23 protein-coding genes are annotated in these 21,904 nt (G+C 57.8%); 12 read left to right on the top strand and 11 right to left on the bottom strand.

From position 1 onward, the window contains the following. Window positions 1–5 precede the first annotated feature (5 nt). A complete protein-coding gene (locus AC2FIT_RS12850; RefSeq protein ID WP_496830011.1) occupies window positions 6–926 on the bottom strand; it encodes a manganese-dependent inorganic pyrophosphatase in 921 nt (306 codons plus the stop codon). Window positions 927–1,122: 196 nt separating this feature from the next. On the opposite strand from AC2FIT_RS12850, the gene AC2FIT_RS12845 reads away from it, so the two are divergent. The 6 genes from AC2FIT_RS12845 (at window position 1,123) to AC2FIT_RS12820 (ending at window position 6,928) form a co-directional block, all read left to right on the top strand. Continuing rightward, a complete protein-coding gene (locus AC2FIT_RS12845; RefSeq protein WP_496830009.1) occupies window positions 1,123–1,797 on the top strand; it encodes a DUF2161 domain-containing phosphodiesterase in 675 nt (224 codons plus the stop codon). Between the two features lie 153 nt (window positions 1,798–1,950). After that, window positions 1,951–2,238, top strand: a complete 288-nt coding sequence (gene groES, locus AC2FIT_RS12840) for a co-chaperone GroES (RefSeq protein WP_039523824.1) — start codon at window positions 1,951–1,953, stop codon at window positions 2,236–2,238. A gap of 55 nt (window positions 2,239–2,293) precedes the next feature. After that, complete coding sequence (groL, locus tag AC2FIT_RS12835) at window positions 2,294–3,937, top strand: chaperonin GroEL (protein WP_496830007.1); 1,644 nt, start codon at window positions 2,294–2,296, stop codon at window positions 3,935–3,937. 188 nt (window positions 3,938–4,125) lie between these two features. Further along, window positions 4,126–4,968, top strand: a complete 843-nt coding sequence (locus tag AC2FIT_RS12830) for a DMT family transporter (protein ID WP_496830005.1) — start codon at window positions 4,126–4,128, stop codon at window positions 4,966–4,968. A 38-nt stretch (window positions 4,969–5,006) separates the two neighbouring features. Next, on the top strand, window positions 5,007–5,780 hold the full coding sequence (locus tag AC2FIT_RS12825; RefSeq protein ID WP_496830003.1) for an esterase/lipase family protein: 774 nt from the start codon (window positions 5,007–5,009) through the stop codon (window positions 5,778–5,780). Beyond that, a complete protein-coding gene (locus AC2FIT_RS12820; protein WP_496830001.1) occupies window positions 5,777–6,928 on the top strand; it encodes an alpha-D-ribose 1-methylphosphonate 5-triphosphate diphosphatase in 1,152 nt (383 codons plus the stop codon). The genes AC2FIT_RS12825 and AC2FIT_RS12820 overlap by 4 nt, the downstream gene beginning before the upstream one ends. Here the strand turns inward: AC2FIT_RS12820 and AC2FIT_RS12815 are convergent, their stop codons facing one another. From AC2FIT_RS12815 to AC2FIT_RS12805, 3 genes are all read right to left on the bottom strand, one after another. After that, complete coding sequence (locus AC2FIT_RS12815; protein ID WP_496829999.1) at window positions 6,929–7,996, bottom strand: 5-(carboxyamino)imidazole ribonucleotide synthase; 1,068 nt, start codon at window positions 7,994–7,996, stop codon at window positions 6,929–6,931. It lies immediately after the preceding gene. Beyond that, complete coding sequence (gene purE, locus AC2FIT_RS12810; RefSeq protein ID WP_496829997.1) at window positions 7,989–8,477, bottom strand: 5-(carboxyamino)imidazole ribonucleotide mutase; 489 nt, start codon at window positions 8,475–8,477, stop codon at window positions 7,989–7,991. The genes AC2FIT_RS12815 and purE overlap by 8 nt, the downstream gene beginning before the upstream one ends. A 65-nt stretch (window positions 8,478–8,542) precedes the next feature. Beyond that, window positions 8,543–8,767 carry a YdcH family protein gene (locus tag AC2FIT_RS12805; protein WP_058280035.1) on the bottom strand — a complete coding sequence of 75 codons (225 nt, stop codon included), beginning with the start codon at window positions 8,765–8,767 and terminating at the stop codon, window positions 8,543–8,545. 164 nt (window positions 8,768–8,931) lie between these two features. Between AC2FIT_RS12805 and AC2FIT_RS12800 the strand changes: the two genes are divergently transcribed. From AC2FIT_RS12800 to AC2FIT_RS12785, 4 genes are all read left to right on the top strand, one after another. Next, on the top strand, window positions 8,932–9,345 hold the full coding sequence (locus AC2FIT_RS12800; protein WP_496829995.1) for an Hsp20 family protein: 414 nt from the start codon (window positions 8,932–8,934) through the stop codon (window positions 9,343–9,345). A 5-nt stretch (window positions 9,346–9,350) separates the two neighbouring features. Next, window positions 9,351–9,575: a DUF1150 family protein gene (locus AC2FIT_RS12795; RefSeq protein WP_496829993.1), complete on the top strand. Its 225-nt coding sequence runs from the start codon at window positions 9,351–9,353 to the stop codon at window positions 9,573–9,575. Window positions 9,576–9,672: 97 nt separating this feature from the next. Further along, entirely contained in the window at window positions 9,673–10,560 is an 888-nt protein-coding gene (locus tag AC2FIT_RS12790) for a PhzF family phenazine biosynthesis protein (RefSeq protein ID WP_496829991.1), read from the top strand. After that, entirely contained in the window at window positions 10,557–11,432 is an 876-nt protein-coding gene (locus tag AC2FIT_RS12785) for a hypothetical protein (RefSeq protein ID WP_496829989.1), read from the top strand. Before AC2FIT_RS12790 ends, AC2FIT_RS12785 begins: the two co-directional genes overlap by 4 nt. Before the next feature lie 189 nt (window positions 11,433–11,621). Here the strand turns inward: AC2FIT_RS12785 and AC2FIT_RS12780 are convergent, their stop codons facing one another. From AC2FIT_RS12780 to trxB, 3 genes are all read right to left on the bottom strand, one after another. Then, a complete protein-coding gene (locus AC2FIT_RS12780) occupies window positions 11,622–13,340 on the bottom strand; it encodes a bifunctional sulfate adenylyltransferase/adenylylsulfate kinase (RefSeq protein ID WP_496829986.1) in 1,719 nt (572 codons plus the stop codon). A 203-nt stretch (window positions 13,341–13,543) separates the two neighbouring features. Continuing rightward, window positions 13,544–15,229 (bottom strand): adenylate/guanylate cyclase domain-containing protein, encoded by a 1,686-nt coding sequence (locus AC2FIT_RS12775; protein WP_496829985.1) that lies wholly within the window; start codon window positions 15,227–15,229, stop codon window positions 13,544–13,546. A gap of 125 nt (window positions 15,230–15,354) precedes the next feature. Then, on the bottom strand, window positions 15,355–16,296 hold the full coding sequence (gene trxB, locus AC2FIT_RS12770; protein WP_496829983.1) for a thioredoxin-disulfide reductase: 942 nt from the start codon (window positions 16,294–16,296) through the stop codon (window positions 15,355–15,357). 225 nt (window positions 16,297–16,521) lie between these two features. Between trxB and AC2FIT_RS12765 the strand changes: the two genes are divergently transcribed. Beyond that, a complete protein-coding gene (locus tag AC2FIT_RS12765) occupies window positions 16,522–17,022 on the top strand; it encodes an Lrp/AsnC family transcriptional regulator (protein WP_224890832.1) in 501 nt (166 codons plus the stop codon). A 116-nt stretch (window positions 17,023–17,138) separates the two neighbouring features. Here AC2FIT_RS12765 and AC2FIT_RS12760 read toward each other — a convergent pair whose 3' ends face one another. The 4 genes from AC2FIT_RS12760 to lgt all read right to left on the bottom strand — a co-directional run bounded on the left by AC2FIT_RS12760 (window position 17,139) and on the right by lgt (window position 21,353). After that, a complete protein-coding gene (locus AC2FIT_RS12760; protein WP_496829980.1) occupies window positions 17,139–17,921 on the bottom strand; it encodes a Hint domain-containing protein in 783 nt (260 codons plus the stop codon). A gap of 725 nt (window positions 17,922–18,646) precedes the next feature. Continuing rightward, window positions 18,647–19,405, bottom strand: coding sequence for a peptidoglycan editing factor PgeF (gene pgeF, locus AC2FIT_RS12755; protein WP_496829978.1), 759 nt, complete (start codon window positions 19,403–19,405; stop codon window positions 18,647–18,649). Further along, window positions 19,402–20,469, bottom strand: a complete 1,068-nt coding sequence (locus tag AC2FIT_RS12750) for a class I SAM-dependent methyltransferase (RefSeq protein WP_496829976.1) — start codon at window positions 20,467–20,469, stop codon at window positions 19,402–19,404. Before AC2FIT_RS12750 ends, pgeF begins: the two co-directional genes overlap by 4 nt. After that, window positions 20,466–21,353: a prolipoprotein diacylglyceryl transferase gene (gene lgt / locus AC2FIT_RS12745; protein WP_496829974.1), complete on the bottom strand. Its 888-nt coding sequence runs from the start codon at window positions 21,351–21,353 to the stop codon at window positions 20,466–20,468. The genes AC2FIT_RS12750 and lgt overlap by 4 nt, the downstream gene beginning before the upstream one ends. A gap of 97 nt (window positions 21,354–21,450) precedes the next feature. Here lgt and AC2FIT_RS12740 point away from each other — a divergent pair, with 97 nt between their 5' ends. Beyond that, window positions 21,451–21,699 (top strand): accessory factor UbiK family protein, encoded by a 249-nt coding sequence (locus AC2FIT_RS12740; RefSeq protein WP_496829972.1) that lies wholly within the window; start codon window positions 21,451–21,453, stop codon window positions 21,697–21,699. The last annotated feature ends 205 nt before the right edge of the window (window positions 21,700–21,904 follow it).

The raw sequence follows: 21,904 nt of genomic DNA, 5'->3' as shown, positions 1-21,904 counted from the left end.
TGCGCTTAGACCTTAAGGTTTGGGATAATCTGCTTTTTACGGCTCATGATGCCGGGCAGGACGACCGCGTCACCTTCGACCGATGCGCCAAAGCTTTTTTCAGCCACGCCTTTAACCAGATCGTTGGGAACCAGCAGGGTGGCCTCTTCGTTCAGGATGTCGACCACGAACAGCAGAACCTGATCGACGCCGTCTTCCTTGGCGACCTCTACCATTGAGCTTGCCAAGCTGGCCTTGCGGTCCAGGACAACGCCCGGAGCGGTGGTTTCGAGAACCGAGACACGGAACTTGGTGCCGTCCACCTCGTATTCCTTACTGTCCATGCGGAGCAGTTCGGCGTCTGAGAAGGACGAGACATCCGACTTGGCCGCGAACATGTCGGCAGCGTAGGCCGCGATGTCCAGGCCCAGATCGGCGGCCAGTTTTTCGGCCACATCTCGGTCATGCGGGGTGGTAGTGGGTGAGCGGAATTCCAGCGTATCAGACAGGATGCAGGTCAGGGCAGTTCCTTTTGCCCAGTCAGGCATTTTGGCCGCGTCATCGCCCATCAGGTCGACCATGATCGTTGCTGTGCAGGCCAGCGGGCGCACTGTGATGTCGATCGGACCTTTGGTTTCCAGCCCGCCGACAAGCTTGTGGTGGTCGATAATGGCGCGGATGTCGGCGCTGTTGATGCTGGTGGGCAGCTCGGCCGGATTGTTCGTGTCGACGATCACAACCGGAGTATCCGCCTCGACATCGTCAATGATGCGCGGCTTGGGCAGATCCCAGCGTTGCAGCAGGAAAGCGGCCTCGGTGTTGGGTTCGCCCAACAGTACCGCTTCGGCCTTTTCACCTTTGACTTCGTTCAGGTACCACGCCCACAGGATCGGCGATCCTGTCGAGTCGGTGTCGGGGGATTTGTGGCCAAATACAAGGGTTGTCATGTCAGTGTCCTGAGGATGATAAATTTGCGCGCCTTATAGGGCGGTCTGGCAAGGTTGTCACCCGGCATAGGCCCCGCTGCGACGGTTGGTCTGAAATACGCAAGCATGGTCTGCCTTGTGCCCAGCCTGTGCATTACCTCCACTTACGGCGCGGGTGCGGGCTGGCAATCCAATGCAAATCGCATAGCATGCAGCCATGAAGCGTGAGCAAGACCTCTATCCCCCGATCAAAGCGCTGTTGGAGCGTCAGGGTTATACCGTCAAAGGCGAGGTGGGTGCAGCCGATATCGTGGCCGTGCGTGATGGGGATGAGCTGGTGATCGTCGAGCTAAAGCTGAGGTTTTCGTTGGCATTGTTCCACCAGGCTATCACACGCCTCAAGGTAACAGATTACGTCTATATCGCGGTTTGCAAGCCGACGGGGCGCTCTGCCCGGCGCGCGCTGAAAGACAATTTGTCCCTCTGCCGACGGTTGGGTCTTGGCCTGATTACTGTACGCGCTGACGGAGTGGTTGAGGTGCAAGCTGATCCCGGCCCATATACACCACGAAAAAGCAGGGCGAAGGCCGCGCAATTGCTGCGGGCATTTGACCGGCTTGAGGGCGACCCAAATGCAGGCGGTGCAACCCGGCACGGCATCGTGACGGCCTATCGGCAGGACGCATTGAAATGTGCCGCGCATCTGGCTGAATGTGGTGCGACGAAAGGTTCAGAGGTGGCGAAGGCCACTGGTGTTCCATCGGCAACCCGTTTAATGCGTGACAACCATTATGGTTGGTTCGATAAGGTTCAAAAGGGCATCTACAGCCTGACTGAAGCCGGAGAGAAGGGCCTTGAACACTGGGCTTATAGCTGGGAACAGCCTGACTGAGCCCCGCTGTCAAAAAAAAATATCGCAGCTTGTTGACTCGGCGTTTTAGACCCCCTAGCTATGCGTCGTTATCACTCACAAGGGTCGAGTGCTAACGCCTCGCCAGCCGGCGAGGGGAGGATAAATAAACTTTGAGCCCAAGGAGCTGCAAAGATGGCATTGAAACCGCTTCATGACCGCGTGCTGGTTCGCCGTACCGAAAGCGAAGAGAAAACCGCAGGCGGCCTGATCATTCCTGACAGCGCAAAAGAAAAGCCCAGCGAAGGCGAAGTCGTCGCAACCGGCGAAGGCGCACGCAAGGACAGCGGCGAACTGATCGCAATGGCTGTAAAAGCTGGTGACAAGATTCTGTTCGGCAAATGGTCGGGCACCGAGGTTCAGGTCAACGGCGAAGAGCTGCTGATGATGAAAGAAAGCGACATCATGGGGATCATCGAGTAAGCCCACGCGCTTTCTCTGATCCTCACTCTCAACATATTTCTCAAGGAGAAAAGACATGTCTGCTAAGGACGTCAAATTTGACACCGATGCCCGCAATCGCATGCTGAAGGGTGTGAACACCCTGGCCGACGCGGTAAAAGTGACCCTGGGCCCCAAAGGCCGCAATGTTGTTCTGGACAAGTCCTTTGGCGCACCGCGCATCACCAAAGACGGTGTCTCGGTTGCCAAGGAAATCGAACTGGAAGACAAGTTCGAAAACATGGGCGCGCAGATGGTGAAAGAAGTCGCCAGCCGCACCAATGACGAAGCCGGTGACGGCACCACCACTGCAACCGTTCTGGCTCAGGCAATTGTAAAAGAAGGCCTGAAACAGGTTGCTGCTGGTCTGAACCCGATGGACCTGAAGCGCGGCATCGATCTGGCAACTGCCAAGGTTGTTGAAGGCATCAAAGCTGCGTCGCGCGAAGTCAAGGACTCGGCAGAGGTTGCTCAGGTTGGCACCATCTCGGCCAACGGCGAAGCCGAAATCGGTCAGCAAATTGCTGACGCGATGCAGAAGGTCGGCAACGAAGGTGTTATCACCGTCGAAGAGAACAAAGGTCTGGAAACCGAGACCGATGTTGTCGAGGGTATGCAGTTCGACCGCGGCTACCTGTCGCCTTACTTCGTGACCAACGCAGACAAGATGATCGCAGAGCTTGAAGACTGCATGATCCTGCTGCACGAAAAGAAACTGTCGTCGCTGCAGCCGATGGTTCCGCTGCTGGAGCAGGTGATCCAGTCGCAAAAGCCGCTGCTGATCATCGCAGAAGACGTTGAAGGCGAAGCGCTGGCGACACTGGTTGTCAACAAACTGCGCGGCGGCCTGAAAATTGCTGCTGTCAAGGCACCGGGCTTCGGTGATCGCCGTAAAGCCATGCTGCAGGACATCGCGATCCTGACCGGCGGTCAGGTCATCAGTGAAGATCTGGGCATGAAGCTCGAGTCCGTTACCATGGACATGCTGGGCACCGCCAAGAAAATCGAAATCACCAAAGACGAAACCACCATCGTCGACGGTGCTGGCGAGAAAGCCGAGATCGAAGCACGCGTTGCTCAGATCCGTACCCAGATCGAAGAAACCTCCAGCGACTACGACCGTGAAAAGCTGCAAGAGCGCGTTGCCAAACTGGCAGGCGGTGTTGCTGTGATCCGCGTCGGCGGTATGACCGAAGTTGAAGTGAAAGAGCGTAAGGACCGTGTGGACGATGCTCTGAACGCAACACGCGCAGCCGTTCAGGAAGGCGTTGTTGTCGGCGGTGGTGTTGCTCTGGTTCAGGCCGGTAAAGCACTGGAAACTCTGGAAGGCGCAAACGCTGACCAGAACGCAGGTATCAACATCGTTCGCAAGGCAATCGAAGCGCCGCTGCGCCAGATCGCCGAGAACGCAGGTGTTGACGGTGCGGTTGTTGCGGGCAAAGTCCGTGAGAGCGACGATGCAGCATTTGGCTTCAACGCACAGACCGAAGAATACGGCGACATGTTCTCGTTCGGCGTGATTGACCCGGCTAAAGTTGTCCGTACCGCTCTGGAAGATGCGGCATCGGTTGCTGGCCTGCTGGTCACCACCGAAGCGATGGTTGCCGACAAGCCGGCCAAGGAAGGCGCGGCACCTGCCGGTGGCATGCCCGACATGGGCGGCATGGGCGGCATGATGTAAGCACGTCGAATTCGCCCTGCGAATTCTGACGACCCCGACAGGCGCTTGGCCAAGAGGCCAAGCTGCCGAACGGGACCGCCAAAAAAGCTAAGGGATGGGGTCGCCTTTGGGCGGCCCCGTTTCGTTTCGCGGACCGTTGTGTATGAATGTGAGTGTGCAAACGCGCGCGATACCGCTATGCGGTTGATATGCGATTGTTTCTACTCACTGCCCTGACGATGTGCGCTTTTGCGGCGAATTCGATCCTGAACCGACTGGCGATAGACACCGGCGCCAGTGATCCTGCTGGTTTTGCTGTTGTCCGCGTGCTGTCCGGAGCTTTGGTTCTAAGCATTCTGGTCTGGTTCAGGGCTGGGAACCTACCGCTGCGCAATCGTCGCCGGATCGCGGGGGCAGGGGCGTTGTCGATGTACATGATCGGGTTTTCCATCGCCTATCTGACGCTGGATGCCGGGTTGGGTGCTCTCATTCTGTTCGGAGTGGTGCAGATCACCATGTTCGCGGTGACATCTGTGACCGGCAGCGCGCCGACGCGCCGTCAGATCGCGGGTGCGGTCATTGCCCTTGCGGGGCTTGCCTTTGTTCTGTGGCCGGTTGGCGCGGTGCAGGTTGATCTAACCGGATCGCTGCTGATGACCGCTGCCGGGATCGGCTGGGCAGCCTACTCGCTGGTTGGGCGCTCGGAACCGGACGCGCTGGCTGGTACGGCGGCGAATTTCGTCGTCGCCCTGCCTCTGACGGCTTTGGCCCTGATTGTGGCAGGGGGCGAGTGGCGCATGACAGGTGCTGGGTACGGTCTGGCCATAGTCTCTGGTGCCGTTACCTCGGGTATGGGATATGCGCTGTGGTATCGCGTTCTGCCGCAGCTGGTGCCGACCACTGCCGCCGTGGTTCAACTGAGCGTTCCGATCATCGCCATACTCGGTGGGGTGCTTTTGCTGGGAGAGGTCGCCAGCCTGCGCCTGATCCTGGGTGCAGCTTTGGTTTTGGGCGGCATCGCACTGGCCGTTCTGCGCCTGAGGCCGCACTAGGGGTTTCATCGAATGCGGTTAGGACTTATCTGGCGGCTATGAGATATCTGATCGCGCTGTTCTTGCTTCTTGTGCCTGCTGCAACCCATGCGAAGTGTGTGGTTCTGCTACATGGGCTTGCGCGGACCGAAACGTCTTTTGCAGTCATGGAAGAGCTTTTTCAGGCTCATGACTATACCGTGGTGCGTCCGGGATATCCCTCGACCGATCTGCCGATTCCCGAGCTGGCCGATCAGACCCTTCCGGACGCCTTTGACGCCTGCGGTGATGATACCGTGAACGTGGTGGCACATTCGATGGGCGGCATCTTGTTGCGCTACTGGTTGCAGGACCATCATCCTGAAAATCTGGGGCGCGTGGTCATGCTTGGCCCGCCGAACCAGGGAAGCCAGTTGGTTGACGAACTGGGCGCATTTGAGGTTTTTGGCATGCTGCACGGGCCCGCTGGTTTGGCCTTGGGCACCAGACCCGAGGGTATTCCACGCCAGCTGCCAGCGGTGGATTTCGAGCTGGGGGTGATCGCCGGCGAGAATTCCCTGAACCCTCTGTCATCCTCGATGATTGATGGCCGGGATGATGGCAAGGTGTCTGTCGAAACCACGAAGGTTGAGGGCATGAAGGAACATATCGTCTTACCTGTCACCCACACTTTCATGATGAACAATCCAATCGTGATGGCGCAGGCACTGCATTTCATCGAGTTCGGGCGCTTCGATCCCGATATAACCTGGTTGGACTGGGTGACGCATGTCATCGACGAAATCTGCCTTGGGCAGGATTGTTCGGAACCCGAGTCGGAGCCATCCCAATGACCTCATTAAATCTGACGTTCACCGGCGCAGAGGTGCTGCTGCCGGAGGACGGTCTTGTGCCTGCCGACCTGTCTTTGGCCGACGGCGTCATACAAGCTGATCACGCAGGGCGGCAGGTTGATCTGTCTGGCTATCTCGTTCTGCCGGGGATCATTGACCTGCATGGGGATGGATTTGAGCGCCATATCGCACCGCGTCGCGGGGCGATGAAGCAGATGGACGAAGGCATCCTCTCGGTCGAGGCTGAACTAGCTGCCAACGGCATCACCACTGCGGTTCTGGCCCAATTCCACAGTTGGGAGGGCGGCGTGCGGGGTCCCGAATTCGCGGGGCAGGTGTTTGAGGCCATCGCCTTGGTCAAGGATCGTGTCGTGACTGATATGATGCCGCAGCTTCGGTTCGAAACGCATATGTTGGACGATTATGCGTGCCTGCCGGAACGTATTGCCGACTGGCAGGTGCCCTACGTGGTGTTCAACGACCACCTACCGCATGATCGGCTGGCGGAACGACGCAAACCGCCGCGACTGACGGGGCAGGCGCTCAAGGCCAGAAGAAATCCGGATAAGCACTTTGAGATGTTGCTATCCATGCATGACCGCAGCGGCGAAGTGCCAGAGGCGCTGGATGCGTTGTGCGCAGTGCTGGCCACGCAGGGTGTGCGAATGGGCAGCCATGACGACGCAACGGCGCAGGACCGCGCCATCTGGCGTGCACGCGGCGCGCGAATTGCCGAATTCCCGGAAACACTCGCGGCGGCCGAAGCCGCCCGTGCGGCGGGGGACCATATTATTCTGGGCTCGCCCAATGTTGTGCGTGGTGGGTCACACAAGGGCAACGTCAGTGCGTTGGACCTGATCACCATGGGGTATTGCGATGCGCTGGCCTCGGACTACCACTATCCCAGCCCCAGACGGGCGGCTTTGATGCTGGCCAAATCTGGTTTGTTGGATATGGCCGGGGCTTGGGCACTTGTATCGTCCGGCCCGGCGCGCGTACTTGGGTTGCAGGATCGTGGCACGCTGGCACCGGGCCAACGCGCTGATCTGGTCATTCTTGACGCTGATACGCAGCGTGTTGCAGCCACGCTGGCTGGTGGGCGGGTCAGCTATATGTCGGGGGATATCGCAGCGCGGTTCGTCGGCTGATCACCGCGAAATGCGGTTGAAATGTCCCATTTTGCGACCGGCCTTGACCTCGGCCTTGCCATAAAGATGCAGGGCCACGTCGCGCTCCTGCGCCAGTTCAGGAACACGGTCCATGTCGGCACCGATCAGGTTTTGCATGACCACATCGGAATGCCGCTGCCCGTCGCCCAAAGGCCAACCTGTCACGGCGCGAATATGCTGTTCAAATTGGTCCACCGCGCAACCATTCTGTGTCCAATGGCCCGAGTTATGAACACGTGGGGCGATCTCATTCACGATCAAACCTGCGGGTGTTACGAACAGTTCAACCCCCATAACACCGACATAATCCAGCGCGTTGAGGATGTTGGCGGCCAGCAGAACCGCGTCCGTACGCTGTGCAGGACGCAGTCGGGCTGGAACCGTCGTTGTATGGAGTATGCCATCGCGGTGAACATTCTCACCGGGGTCAAAACAGGCGACCTGACCATCCACACCGCGTGCGGCAATGATCGACACTTCATGCGTGAAATCCACGAACCCTTCGAGGATCGCGGGCGCGCCTGCCATGTCGGCCAAGGCGACCTTTGCGTCCTCGGGCTTGCGCAACCGCGCTTGGCCTTTGCCGTCATAGCCAAAGCGACGGGTTTTCAGGATGGCCGGGGTGCCGATTTGCTCAATTGCGGCGTTCAGACTGTCCATGTCCGTAACATCGGCGAATGGCGCAGTCTTCAGACCAAGCCCTTGCAGGAAAGTCTTTTCGGTTAGCCGGTCTTGACTGACGCGCAAAGCCTCGCGCCCCGGGCGGATCGGGCGATGGGCTTCCAACAGGTCCAGCGCTTCGGTCGGGATGTTTTCGAATTCATAGGTGATGACATCAACGGATTCAGCAAAGGCTTTGAGCGCTTCGGCATCGTCATAGGCTGCGGTTGTCACCCTGTCGGCCACCTGCCCGGCGGGCGGATTGGGGCCGGGTTCGAAAATATGAGTCACGAACCCCAGTCGAGACGCCGCGACGGACAGCATCCGACCCAGTTGACCACCGCCCAGAATCCCGATTCTTGCGCCGGGTTTAAGTGCATCAGTCATCGACCGGCTCCTCTGGGATCGAAGCGGACAGTGCTTCGCGCCACGCGTCCAGGCGAATGGCCAAAGCGTTGTCCTGCAAGGCCAGGATACCTGCGGCCATCAGACCAGCATTCGCGCCCCCGGCGGCGCCGATCGCCATGGTCGCAACCGGAAACCCCTTGGGCATCTGAACGATGGAGTACAGAGAGTCGACACCCGACAGCGCGCGCGTCTGCACCGGAACTCCGATCACCGGCACCCGCGTTTTTGACGCCATCATGCCCGGCAGGTGCGCCGCACCTCCGGCCCCGGCAATGATGACATGCAATCCGCGCGACACGGCGGTTTTGCCATACTCCCACAAACGGTCCGGTGTCCGATGTGCCGAGACGATGTGTTTTTCGTAGGCGATGCCCAGCTCATCCAGAATGGTTGCGGCTTCTTTCATCGTGGGCCAATCTGATTGGCTGCCCATGATGATCCCCACTTTCACGTCGCTCATCCGCTTGCGTCCCTGCCTTTCGAAAGAGCGCGCACTATATCCAAATCGAACTTCGTGGCAATGCGTCAGGCGATGATGTCAGGGGTTAAACGGTCTTCAATCAGGCGAATAATGTCCTTCAGCCGCAATTTCTGCTTTTTGAGGCGCTTGATCGTAAGCTGATCGGCCGTACCAGTGGATTGCAGCGCCTCGATCGCCTCATCCAGATCGCGGTGCTGGCGGCGGAAAACCTCGAGTTCAACCCGCAAAACCTCGTCTGTTTTCATCGATAGATCGGTGGGCGCGTTCATTGGCGACTCAATGGTTGTTGTGGTGCTTCCCACACAAGATAGTGCGTCAGGGTTTATATCGCCAGACCTTGTGGACATCGCTGAACAATCCCATATTCTATTACACGCGGTTGCCGGAACGGGGCCGCACCATACGTCGCTTTGACAAAAAAGGACGAAAATACGTGTCAAAACTTACTCTTGGCTCATACCCGCATCTTTTGGGGTTCGAGCAGTTGGAACGCCTTCTGGAACGGTCTGCAAAGGCTGGCAACGAAGGTTACCCGCCCTATAACATCGAACAGACATCGGATTTTTCTTACCGTATCACGCTTGCGGTGGCCGGTTTCGCGGAAGAGGATCTGTCGATTACCATCGAGGATCGTCAACTGGTCATCCGGGGTCGTCAACGCGACGATAGCGAGGGGCGCGTATTCCTGCATCGCGGTATCGCCGCACGTCAGTTCCAGCGCATGTTCGTGCTGGCAGATGGTGTTGAGGTGGGCGAGGCGATTATCGAAAACGGTCTGCTGCACGTGGATCTAAGCCGAGCCGTACCTGAAACCGTGGTGCAAAAGATCAACATAAGAAAGGGGTAAGAGCTATGAATACACCGATCGAGCTGAACACCGGGGGCGATAGGATCGTCTATGTGAAAACGGTCGAAGTCGCCGATCTGCCGCAAGAAGTCAGAGAGCAGGCCGGTGATCTGAATCAGCTATACGCCGTCCACAATTCTGACGGTCAGCAACTGGCGCTGGTCGCAGATCGCAAGCTGGCTTTCGTTCTGGCACGCGAACATGACTTTTCACCGGTGGCTGTGCACTGATACAGTCCCGACGCGCACTATTTTCTCCGTGACATCTGGTGCCCTTAAAGCCAGACATGCGACTCTGTAATGGGGCGCAGAGCTGAGGGCGCATGACATGAGCTGGTTTGACTTCGACTGGGTAGATGCCTTTACCGACCGCGCCTTTGGCGGCAACGGTTGCGCCGTTGTCCACGGTGGCGCGGTCCTGCCGGTAGAAGTCTGCACCGCCTACGTGCGCGAGACATCTTTGGTTGAATGTACATTCACCGGGCCATCCGATGTGGCCGATTTTCGCGTGCGCTATTTTCTGGCCAGCCGGGAAATCCCGTTTGCCGGACATCCCACCATAGCAACGGTCGCGGCTATGCAGTCTCGTGGCCTGATCACGGGCGATACGCTGACTTTGGAAACCGGCGCGGGCCTTGTATCGATCCGCCTGAACGGCGACGAGATCGAGATGACGCAGGTCGCGCCGCAATTCGGCAAGGTCATACCTGCCGGTATGGTTGCTGCCACCGTTAGTTTGCCCGAGGACGCTATAGTTTCCCCGCCTCAGTTTGTGTCCACCGGTTTGCCATTTTGCATAACGGTTCTGCGTGATCATGATGCACTTCGTGCTGCGAAGCTGAACGTCGACGCGTTGCGCGAGCTTGCTGCGAAGGCTGGTTATTCTGGTGTAGACATGGCAGAGCCTTTCTTAGTGACACTCAAGGGCGCGACAGACGCGGGCGATACGTTCGCGCGCCTTCTGATGGCACCGCCTAGCCCGCCCGAGGATCCCTTTACCGGATCGGCAACCGGTGCGATGGCGGCCTATCTTTGGAAAAACGGGCTGATGACCAAGGACAGCTTTACGGCTGAGCAAGGTCATGACATGGGCCGTCCGGGTCAGGCCACCGTGGCACGCGTGGGGCCGGTTGATGCGATGACCGGCATAAAGGTTGCGGGACGCGGATATGTTCTGATGCGCGGCCAGGTTGACTTGCCGGAGGTCACTAAATGACCCAGCCTGCCATCGCAATATTGCCCTATGGGTACCGTCTTGGACCGAAACTTGCCTCGGTCCCATTATCCGAATTGATCTGGCCCGAGGGGTGCCCCGACCGCCTGATCGGCAAGACGGTCGGTGATTTAAAGCGTACCGATCACCTGATCATGTACCCGAACTCGACTGTGCATCTTCGCCTGCGTCGTGGCACGCGAGCACGCATTTCGCTGATGATGGGTGAGCCTTCGGCCATCCACAGCAAACACGACCGAATGCTGCGTTACACCTGGCGGCGATTCTTCCGCGTTTTCACCTTCCATGACGTGTTGCTTGAAAACATACCGAACGCGGTGTTCCTGCCCTATGGCGTGACGATGGTGCCCGACTGGCGAGATCTTGGCGTTGATAAAACCAAGTCCTGCTCGCTGATCGCCTCAGCCAAGCGCGATCTTGAAGGGCACAGGCTGCGCCATGCAGTGATCGACTGGGTTCGGGACACCGGCGCGGATGTGGACATCATGGGCCGGGGATATACACCGTTCGAGCGAAAATCAGACGGGCTGGCCCCCTACCGTTATTCCGTGGTGATCGAGAATGTGCGCGAGAGGAACTACTTCTCGGAAAAGCTGATCGACGCGATCCTTTGTTCGACAGTACCGATCTATTGGGGGTGCCCGAATATCGGCGATTTCTTCGATACGTCTGGCATGATCCTGTGTGAGTCCGAGGCCGATATCCGCCGCGCGATCCAGTCCGCTTCGATTGAGGACTTTGCCGCACGCTTGCCGCACTTGCAGTTCATCCAACAGCAGGCAGCAGATTATGGCGATTTCGAAAGCAGGGCCGCGCGGCTGCTGCGCGCGGAACTGGACGCGACCCCGGGCTGACCCTTAGGCGGGTTGAACAGTGCGCCAGAGGGTAGCAACTCAACGCCTGCCCGAATGGTAAGGGCAGGGGGGCAATTGATGGCAAGCCAGTGTTGCTGTGGGGAACTGCGCCAACGGGCGCTTATGTAATGCTTCCAGAGAAAAACGGCCCCCGGATACCAGGAGCCGTCTATTCGGATTTATCAGAGCTTAGGACGCGGCGATCAAGCCCATGCTTTCCAGTTTGAGCAGCACCTGGTGGGCGCAATTGTCGACATCGACATTCTCGGTCTCGACGCTCAGTTCAGGGTTTTGTGGCACGTCGTAAGGGTCGGAGATGCCCGTAAATTCCTTGATCTTGCCCTCGCGCGCCAGCTTGTACAGACCTTTGCGGTCGCGACGTTCGCATTCTTCGATCGAGGTCGCAACATGCACCTCGCAGAAGGCGCCGAACTGCTCGATCTCTTCGCGAACCGCGCGGCGGGTCGTGGCATAGGGTGCGATTGGTGCACAGATGGCGATCCCGCCATTCTTGGTGATCTCAGAGGCCACGTAGCCGATGCGACGGATGTTGAGATCGCGGTGCTCTTTGGAAAAGCCCAATTCCGACGACAGGTTTTTACGAACGATGTCCCCGTCCAGCAAGGTCACCGGACGGCCACCCATCTCCATCAGCTTGACCATAAGAGCGTTGGCGATGGTCGATTTGCCCGAACCCGAAAAACCGGTGAAGAACACGGTAAAGCCCTGCTGGCTGCGCGGCGGTTTGGTTTTGCGCAGCTCGGCCACAACCTCGGGAAAGCTGAACCATTCGGGGATTTCCAGACCTTCGGCCAGACGACGGCGCAGTTCGGTGCCCGAGATGTTCAGGATCGTGACGTCATCCTTGTCGAGGATCTCGTCATTCGGTTCGTACTGGGCGCGTTCCTGTACATAGACCATGTGCTTGAAATCGACCATTTCGACGCCGATCTCATCCTGGTATTTGCGGAACAGATCCTGTGCGTCGTAAGGCCCATAGAAATCCTCACCCTTGCTGTTTTTGCCCGGGCCAGCATGGTCGCGGCCCACAATGAAGTGGGTGCAGCCGTGGTTGGCGCGGATCAGGCCGTGCCAGACCGCCTCGCGCGGGCCACCCATGCGCATCGCAAGATTCAGCAGCGACATCGAGGTGGTCGAGGCCGGGTATTTGTCCAGCACCGCCTCGTAGCAGCGAACACGGGTAAAGTGATCCACGTCGCCGGGCTTGGTCATGCCGACAACCGGGTGGATCAGCAGGTTGGCCTGTGCTTCTTTCGCGGCGCGGAAGGTCAGTTCCTGGTGCGCGCGGTGCAGCGGGTTGCGAGTCTGGAAGGCCACGATGCGGCGCCAGCCCAGTTTTCGGAAATAGGCGCGCAGCTCGTTCGGAGTGTCGCGGCGACCGCGGAAGTCGTAGTGGACCGGCTGCTGGATACCTGTAACCGGGCCGCCCAAGTAAACTTTTCCGGCGACATTATGCAGGTAATTCACTGCCGGGTGCGCGTCATCATCCGCGCCGAACACTTTTTCGGCTTCGCGCGCTTTGTCCGGGGTCCAGCGGTCGGTGACTGTCATGGTGCCAAGGATGACACCTTCCTGATCGCGGAGGGCGATATCCTGACCCAGTTCGATTGTGTCAGCAAAATCTTCACTGACGTCCAGCGTGATTGGCATTGGCCACAAGGTGCCGTCAGCAAGACGCATGTTCTCGACGACGTTGTCATAATCGGCCTCGCTCAGGAAGCCTTTGAGCGGATTGAAACCGCCATTCATCAGCAGTTCCAGATCGCAGATCTGACGCGGGCTCAGGTCCCAGCTGGTCAGGTCGGCGGCTTCCACTTTCAGCTTTTGCGCCGATTCATACGATACGTAAAGTTCGGGGATCGGAGCCAGATTGCTTAACATCGTCATTGGAATACTCTTGTCGAAGTGCGGTTTTTACCGGTGGTTCAGGGGTGTTTGCTGGGGCGTGTGCCCCGAGCGCTTGTCGGAGTCCATATACATTCAGGAAATAAAGGACGATATGCGCGGTTTTTGACCGGATTGGAAGATTTTTTCGCAACAGTCGACTTTTCCCGACTTTATTCCCGTTGATGCGCTGTCGCCGGGTGGATTTAGTGCGACTGTTCCAAGGTCGCCTTATGCTTAAAAAGGTCGGATGCTCTTGCCACGGGCAATGCAAGAATCGGCTCTGCGACCCCGCGCAGGTCAAAGGATTTAAGGTCAGCTGGGTCGCTGTCATATCTCGCCGCTTGCAACAAATCGGTCGAAACCAAAAGCTCAACTTTCAATGCCTTGGTTTCCCCTTCAAGCCGGCTGGCCACGTTGACCGCATCGCCGATGATTGTATGTGCGGAACTGCCCACGGCACCGATTTCACCCAGCACCAGATCACCCAGATGCAGCCCCATCCCGATACGTATCCCGGGGCTGGCTTCGCTTTTGAGCTGCTGATTGAATCGCGCAAGGGCAAGACTGACATCAGCGGCGGCCGCAAGCCCGGCCTGGGCTGATCGTTCAGCGTCTGGTTTTTCAAAAACAGCCAGCAGACCATCCCCCATGTATTTGTCGACAACGCCGCCATGCGCAGTAATCGCCGGAACAATCGCGTCGAAGAAACGGTTCAAAAGGAACACGATATCATATGGCAATTGACCAGTTGTCCGCGAGGTAAATCCGCGCATGTCAAGGAACAGCACTGCCAGTTTCCGTTCTTGCCCTTGACTGGCGTGGGCGCGTTTACGTCCGCCATCGGGGCGGAACATGCGAAAAGCGGTCAGCGGTTCGGTCGGGCGGATTTGGCAAGCCAGCCGTGCGCGCACGGGCGCGCCAACTGCGGCAAGACTGCGGGCCTCGACCTCGCTAGGGGCAGGCAGTTCGTCGGCACCGTCTTCAACGATCACTCGGCATGTGGTGCAACGCCCTTTGCCACCGCACAGGGCTGTGTGAGGAACACCATTGGCCTGCGAGATTTCAAGAAGAGTCATGCCTTTTTCGGCCACCACCTCTGGACCTTCGACATACTTTACCCGCACTGAGTGTCTGCGCCGCCATAATTTGCGCACGACGAAAACCAAAAGCGCCGCCCCGAGCGCCATCAGAAATGCTATGAGCGCGTTGTTTTTTACTTGGGTCATGGTCTGAAAAGACTCGGGCGAGGGCCAATTGTAGTGCTCGATATATTGGTCGCGCAGGAAGGGATCGCCAAAATCAGCCCAGATGCGGCGCCCTTCGGTCAGCAACCCGGCCAGCGCAAACGAAGGCACAAATACGGCCGCACCGATCAAATACGGCACGGTCCCTGACCACCAGCGGGTCAGCCGCAACCACATGTGCAATCCGATGCAGCTGTGGACCCAGACCACCAGCAGCAGAACGCTTTGCATCCAAACCGCAGAGCTGGGCCACATTAGGGCGATGATATAGCCCATCTCGTCATTTACGTCATAAACCTCATGGGCGTAGCGCGTGTGTACGATATGGGCGATAAGCTGCAGTGGGATCAGAAGACCCAGAACAATTTGCAAGCCGGTGCTGAAGGGCATCCGCATCGTTCGGCGTTGACTGATGGAATAGAGCGCAAGCCCGGAATGGATGAACAGCGCAAGGTACAGGATCACGCTGCCAAGGTCGTGCCGCGTGACGACATGGCGACCTTTCTGCATGCTGTGCAGATAATCGGTGTGGAACAGGCCCAACCCGATATTAATGAAGTGAAAGAAGGCATAGGCGAACAGGATCAGGCCGCTGCCGATCCGCAGCCGGGTTGTCCACCCGCCTTGCCACAATACGCTTTTCACTCAGGCCACCTGCATTCGCTTATGCTGGCCCGAGTCTGATACGTGCGAGCGGATGGGTCAAGCTGAGGTTGTGCCCGAGGCGGCGTTGGAATTCCCCGAACGGCTCGGAGAATTCCCGAGGTCGTTTAATCGTGTTCCGCCAAAAAACGCTCGGCGTCCAGGGCGGCCATGCAGCCCATACCGGCGCTTGTCACTGCCTGCCTGTAGATGTGGTCGGTCAGGTCGCCCGCTGCAAACACACCCGGCACCGATGTTTCGGTCGATCCCGGCTTGGTGACCACATAGCCGCCCATGTGCGTTTCCAGCGTGTCTTTGACCAGCTCGTTTGCAGGGGCGTGGCCAATGGCGACAAAGACGCCCTTGCAGGGTATCTCGGTGATCTCGCCGGTTTTTACGTTCTTCACGCGCACGCCCTCGACACCCAAGGGGGCATCGGTGCCAATGACCTCCTCCAGTTCGTGAAACCAAAGCGGTTCGATCTTTTCGTGCTTGAGCAGCCGGTCTTGCAGAATCTTCTCGGCCCGCAGTTCATCGCGGCGATGAATCAGCGTGACTTTGCTGGCGAAATTGGTCAGGAACAGCGCCTCTTCCACGGCGGTGTTGCCGCCGCCAATCACCACGATCTCCTGCCCACGGTAAAAGAAGCCGTCGCAGGTGGCGCAGGCTGAAACGCCAAAACCCTTGAACTTGTCCTCTGACGGAAGACCCAGCCATTTCGCGCGCGCTCCGGTGGCCAGAATGACTGAATCGGCGGTATAGGTGGTGCCGCTGTCGCCTTTGGCCGTGAAAGGACGTTTCGAGATGTCCAGATCGCTGATGATATCGCCAATGACCTCACATCCCATCGCCTTGGCGTGGTCCTGCATGCGAACCATCAGGTCCGGGCCCTGAACTTCGGTATCGCCGGGCCAGTTCTCGACCTCGGTCGTGGTGGTCAACTGACCGCCGGGTTCGATGCCCTGAACCAGGATCGGATTCAGCATTGCGCGGCTTGCGTAGACGCCCGCAGTGTAACCAGCGGGTCCTGATCCGATGATCAGAACCTTGGTGTGACGTGTTTCGGCCATGGTACCCCCAACTCGATCTGCCTGATTGGGCCGCTTGGCCCCTGACGGTGGGATATAGCGACCCACCAGCCACCCTTAAAGACCCTTCGTGTTTCGTACCCGCTATGCACTCTGCGAATAGCGCACAAAAAAAGACATGAAGAATAAACAATATTGCGCAGTCGTGAAATATTATTGCGCATCTTCTAGCTACTGATATAACAACCGAAAAATCAGGAGCATTTGATGGTCGCGATACGGCTGGATGAGATTGACCGCAAGATTCTGGCGGAATTGCAGGCAGACGGTCGCATGACCAATGTCGAACTGGCAAAACGCGTGGGTATTTCGGCCCCACCATGCCTGCGGCGCGTACGAACTCTTGAGGAATCAGGGCTGATCCGTGGCTACCACGCTGATGTGAACTCGCGTGAACTGGGATTCGAAGTTCAGGTCTTTGCAATGGTCGGTCTGGAAAGTCAGGCCGAGTCCGAGTTGAGCGCATTCGAGGAACGCTGCCGCGAGTGGCCTTTGGTCAGGGAATGTCACATGCTGAACGGCGAGGTGGATTTCATCCTGAAATGCGTGGCCCCTGATCTTAGCAGTTTTCAGCAGTTCTTGACCGGTGCATTGCTGACCACGCCCAATGTTGCAAGCGTCAAGACGTCGTTGGTTATTCGCGGCGCAAAAGATGAACCAGGCGTGCCATTCGACGTCCTCGAAGAACGGATGAGCCGGACGGCCTGATGCCAACAAGCTTAGGATGTGGTTTTATGGGTGGCAGGACCGCTGCCACCGAAACATAGACCACCCAACTGATTAGTAACTGCATATTGCCCTCGTATAGCAGATCGTAACGCGATTCACGCGGTTATCGCATCCACCTGTCCGTCGCCAGCCCGCGGCATGACCAAAGGCCCGAAGTCACTTAGCGTGTCGATATGCGCAAACAAATTCAGGTAGATCGACCGGAGAGAATGGCTGAGCCTACGCACGGCGTTGACGCCAGGATGGTAGGTTTCGAACTGCAAACCATCCACATTGATGACAGCGTGCCGTTTCAAGCAGATATGGAACAGCTCAACGGGTGTTGGTGGCAGTGTTTCGATTACACTCATACCGTCCTGGAATTCATGCACGGGTGTAAGCACCGGTCCCTCTCCGTTTACATGTCGCAAATGAGACGGCGTACCTAGTAACCGCGCGGAAGGGCCAACGATCACGCCAGACATCGGCTTTTGCATTCCAAATGTGTCGGCCATGATCCTTGTCAACGGGCGCGTGCGGCCGTGCGAATCCTGACGTCCGGGAATCAACATAACCGACCCTTTCCAAAGGACCGTTTCCGAAGCGCCGGTCTGAGTCAGGACAGTATCGCCCGGCAACAGGTCTTCGAAGGCCATCGGGCCCGATTCGGTTTCAACCAAGGCTCCGCGCGTAAAAGCACAGAACGCGTCCTCGAACATTGGCAGGGCAGGGGCGATGTGACGTGTTTGAACGACTTCCCCATTTTTCATCAGTGTGCTGACTTCATAGCGCCTAAGCTGCGCTTTTTTCTGTGTTTTCGACCTTGGCCCATCGCGCAGCAATGCCGACGTTTCAACGGCATTCCTGGCAGCGCGCGATAAAGAATTTGGGATAGTCATTACAATTCCGTCCCCTCTAAGACACGAACAGGTAAGCTGAACCCCCGTACAGCCGCGCCTGATCGGATTTACTTTTGCCTTGCAAGAAATCGATGACCGCAGAACAACAGGCATCTCGACCGCGAGCCGCGACAGAAATCTCAGCGCTGTTGGTCATCACATTGACCCCCCTGCAAACTCATACAAACGCAGGCGAAATTGCCTGCGCAAACAGGCTCCGAACCTGAACCGCGCAAAATATCGGCGGCAAGCCACACACCGGGTCGGAGCACCCTTCCGATGTGCGTCTCGTCCCGGAACCGGCAGCTTGGCTCGCGGGGTTTTCATGGTCAGCTACGTGCCGCCATGCGGCGTGCGACCCTGATTGATTGGCTGGAAACCCGTTTCCACGGCATCTCCAGCTGATTCTCTTTGGTGGCCGCAAGAACGGCGCAGAGAAAGCGTGATTTCCTCTTCATTTTGTTGTCCTGCTCGTTTTGGGACCGACGTCCCTTTTCCTCTGGGGTCCTAATTTGCTTGGCTATTGCGGCGGCGATAAGGCTGATCCGGGATGAATTCAGGACAAACGAGACTTTGCGATTCCTCTTCTTTAAATACGTCGCGCCCTGCGGGGGTACTGACAGATAAACACCTGAGAGCGGACAAAAATTATCAAATTGTAGTGACTTAGCTAGCCAAACAATTGTGGCGAAAAAGCGGCGAAATTGCCTTAATTCGGGTTTTGCTTAAAGTTTTATGGCGGAAATCAGGCGTCCGTAATCCGCTTCTTTCGCGTGGGTAGATCGGCGGTACGAATAGAATCTTTCAGGATCGGAGTAGGTGCAATGACGTGTCCATTCAGCCCGCCCCACGCCCGCCTGACGCAATCTGTGCAGCCCAAAGGCGGGAAGATCAAATTGAAGCCGATCGCCGTGTCCGTTTGCAAAGAACCGCAGGTTGTCCGGTGAATCAGCGGCGAATTCGTCCAGAAATTCGGGGCCAACCTCGTAAGCTGACTGTGAGATCGAGGGGCCGATCACCGCAGTGATGTTTTCCCGCGTTGCACCAAGGGCTTCCATTGCGTCAAGCGTGGCTTCCAACACACCGTCCAAAGTGCCGCGCCAACCCGCGTGTGCAGCTCCGATCACGTTTGCTTCCGTATCTGCAAACAAGACTGGCTGACAATCGGCGGTCAGAATCGTCAGGGCCAATCCCGGCGTGGCGGTGACGACGGCGTCTGCCCTTGGCTTGTCCCCATTTATCGGGGCGTCGACCGTCAGAACAGTTGGTGAATGAACCTGATGGATGCCGACCAGGGCGTCTGGCGCAACCTCCATCGCCTGTGCGACCCGTTTTCGATTCAGCGTTACGGCTTCGGTTTGATCGGATGAGCCATAGCCACAATTGAGTCCCGCAAAAATGCCCGACGACGCGCCGCCTCGGCGGCTGAAGAACCCGTGGCGTACGGGGTTCAGCAAATCTGAGGTCAAAATTTCCAAAGTCATGACTCAAGTCCCGGTGGCGGCGAAGTGGGCGAGGGGTAAAGGCCCAGCACTTTGAACAGGTTTCCCATTTCGTCCGAATGCGTCAACCGGCGATGTGCGGCAACCAGCTCTTCCAGCTTGGACCCGCCGAGAGTCGCTGCAAGGGATTGCGCACGGGTGGCGATACCAAGCCGTTCCAGAAAAATCCCCTGAGGGGTGAGCCGCGTATGCGCACATCCTGCAGCACGGGCCGCAATCGCCAAAGGTTCGAAATCCACATGCGCTGTCAGATCAGCTTGACCGGGCTTGTCCAAAGGGTCTGTGTGCGTGTGCCTGTGAAGCGCCTGGAATGTATCGCCAAGCGAACGCCAGTCACCATAGTCCACGATCAGCCCAGCCCCGCCATGCGTGCCGATCCGCCGGGCGATCACGGCAATGATGGGTATCGCCGCCGCACAAAGCTCGACGAGGTCACCGTCCTTGGTTTCGTTCAGCCGATCCGTAAGCGCAACCTGATCTGATTGCGGGCCCAACCCCCAGGTCAACGTATTGCCATCGGCACCGATAAGCCGTTCGCGCCAACCCGTTCCATCACGCAGAAACTGGCGAATGGGCAGGGCGTCGAAAAACTCATTTGCGACCAGAAACAACGGGGCTTCGGGCAGGTCTGCCACTGAGTCGACCCAGCGCGATTGATAGCCTGTAAGCGTCTGTGCCTGGATGTCGCGCAATGTGGGCGAAGCTTCAAACAGTACGATCTGTGCGGCATCCGTGAAACCAGGCACACCAGCGGTGGCGCGTAGCATATCCGCCATTAGCGTCCCACGCCCCGGACCAAGCTCGGCCAGTACAAAAGAGTCTGGGCGACCCTGATCCAGCCAGCTTTGTGCCAGCGACAGCCCGATCAACTCTCCGAACATCTGACTGATTTCCGGGGCAGTGATGAAATCGCCCTGTGTACCAAGCGGATCGCGGGTCGTGTAATAACCAAAAGTCGGATGCAGCAGGCATTCGGTCATGTAGTCGGCGACGTTCATCGGGCCATCTTGCGCGATTCGTTCCAGCAGATGATCCATCAAAGTCATGCGACCCGCCTTGCACGCAGGGCAAGCCACAGGCCAAGGCCAATCATCGGCAGCGACAGCAATTGCCCCATTGTCAGGCCGTACCCACCTATATGCAGCGCCAAGCCCAACGGATTGCCGGGCGAGATAAACTGCGCGTCGGGCTGCCGGAAGAATTCGACGCAGAACCGCGACGCGCCGTACCCGGCCAGGAAAACACCGGTGATCAGGCCGGGCTTGTGGAATGCTCCGCGCCGATATGCCAGCCACAAAAGCAGGATGCCCAGCAGCAAGCCCTCTAATGCGGCCTCATACAATTGCGATGGATGCCGGGCGCACATCCCGGCCAAAACGCCTGGGCAATCCTGCGCGGCTCCACCGGGGAAAATCACGGCCCAGGGCAAGTCACTGGGGCGCCCCCAAAGTTCGGCATTGATGAAATTCGCCAGCCGCCCCAGCAGCAATCCGGGTGGCACCGTATGGGCAATCAAGTCTGCCAAGGACAGAACCGGGCTTTGCTGACGCCGCGCATATAGGTAAGAGGCGATCACAACCCCAAGCAACCCGCCATGAAATGCCATTCCGCCCTGCCAGACTTTCAGAATCTCCAGAGGGTTCGAAAGGTAATATGCGGGCTGATAGAACAGGACGAACCCAAGTCGCCCACCCACAATCACGCCGAGTATGCTCCATGTGATGAGGTCCTCAAGCTGTTCGGGCTTGATCGGCGGCGTTTTCTCGGGCCACAAGGCCGGGCGCCGCAACGCTATAATCCCCATCCGCCATGCAATCAGGATACCGGCGATATAGGCCAGCGCGTACCACCGAAGGGCAAGCTCCATCCCGAAGAGTGAGATCGAGAAAAGCTCGGGTGACAGATCGGGGAAATTCAGAACAGCCTGCATGTGCGTCTCATTGCCCGGGGTTTGAGGGGCAAGTCAACCTTGAGTCCGGGCCAATCGTCCCCCATATAAAGACCAACCGACAGACCGGAGTAAAGATATGCAGACCCGCAACAAAATCCTGGATGACGTTTCCCAGTTGATGACCAACGCCATGGGGGTGGCTCAGGGCGCGCGGGAAGAGGCCGAGAATGCGATGAAGTCAATGATTGATCGTTGGCTGGCCGATCGTGACTTCGTAACCCGTGAAGAGTTTGACGCCGTCCGCGCGATGGCGCAAAAAGCCCGCGAAGAGAACGCAGCGCTGGGAGCACGCATCGCCGCGCTCGAGGCGAAGCTGGACAAGTAAAGCCGTCCCGTTTCTTACGATCTTGAATTTCAGGGCAAAGTGACGCGCCGCGCAATCCCGTCTTGGGTTGTACGGTGCGGTGCATTCTGACGCCTTGCGGAATTTAATCAAGACAAAGCTGAGGTCTGCGCCAAGATTTTGAGTGCCGTTGCTGACTATCCACAACTTATTGCTGCTATCCCCAAGAAATAGGGTTGCCAGACCC

The organism is Ruegeria sp. YTSA135 (assembly GCF_059610165.1).
The sequence above is the reverse complement of the archived record's forward strand: the minus strand, read 5'-3'. Positions and strand labels throughout refer to the sequence as shown.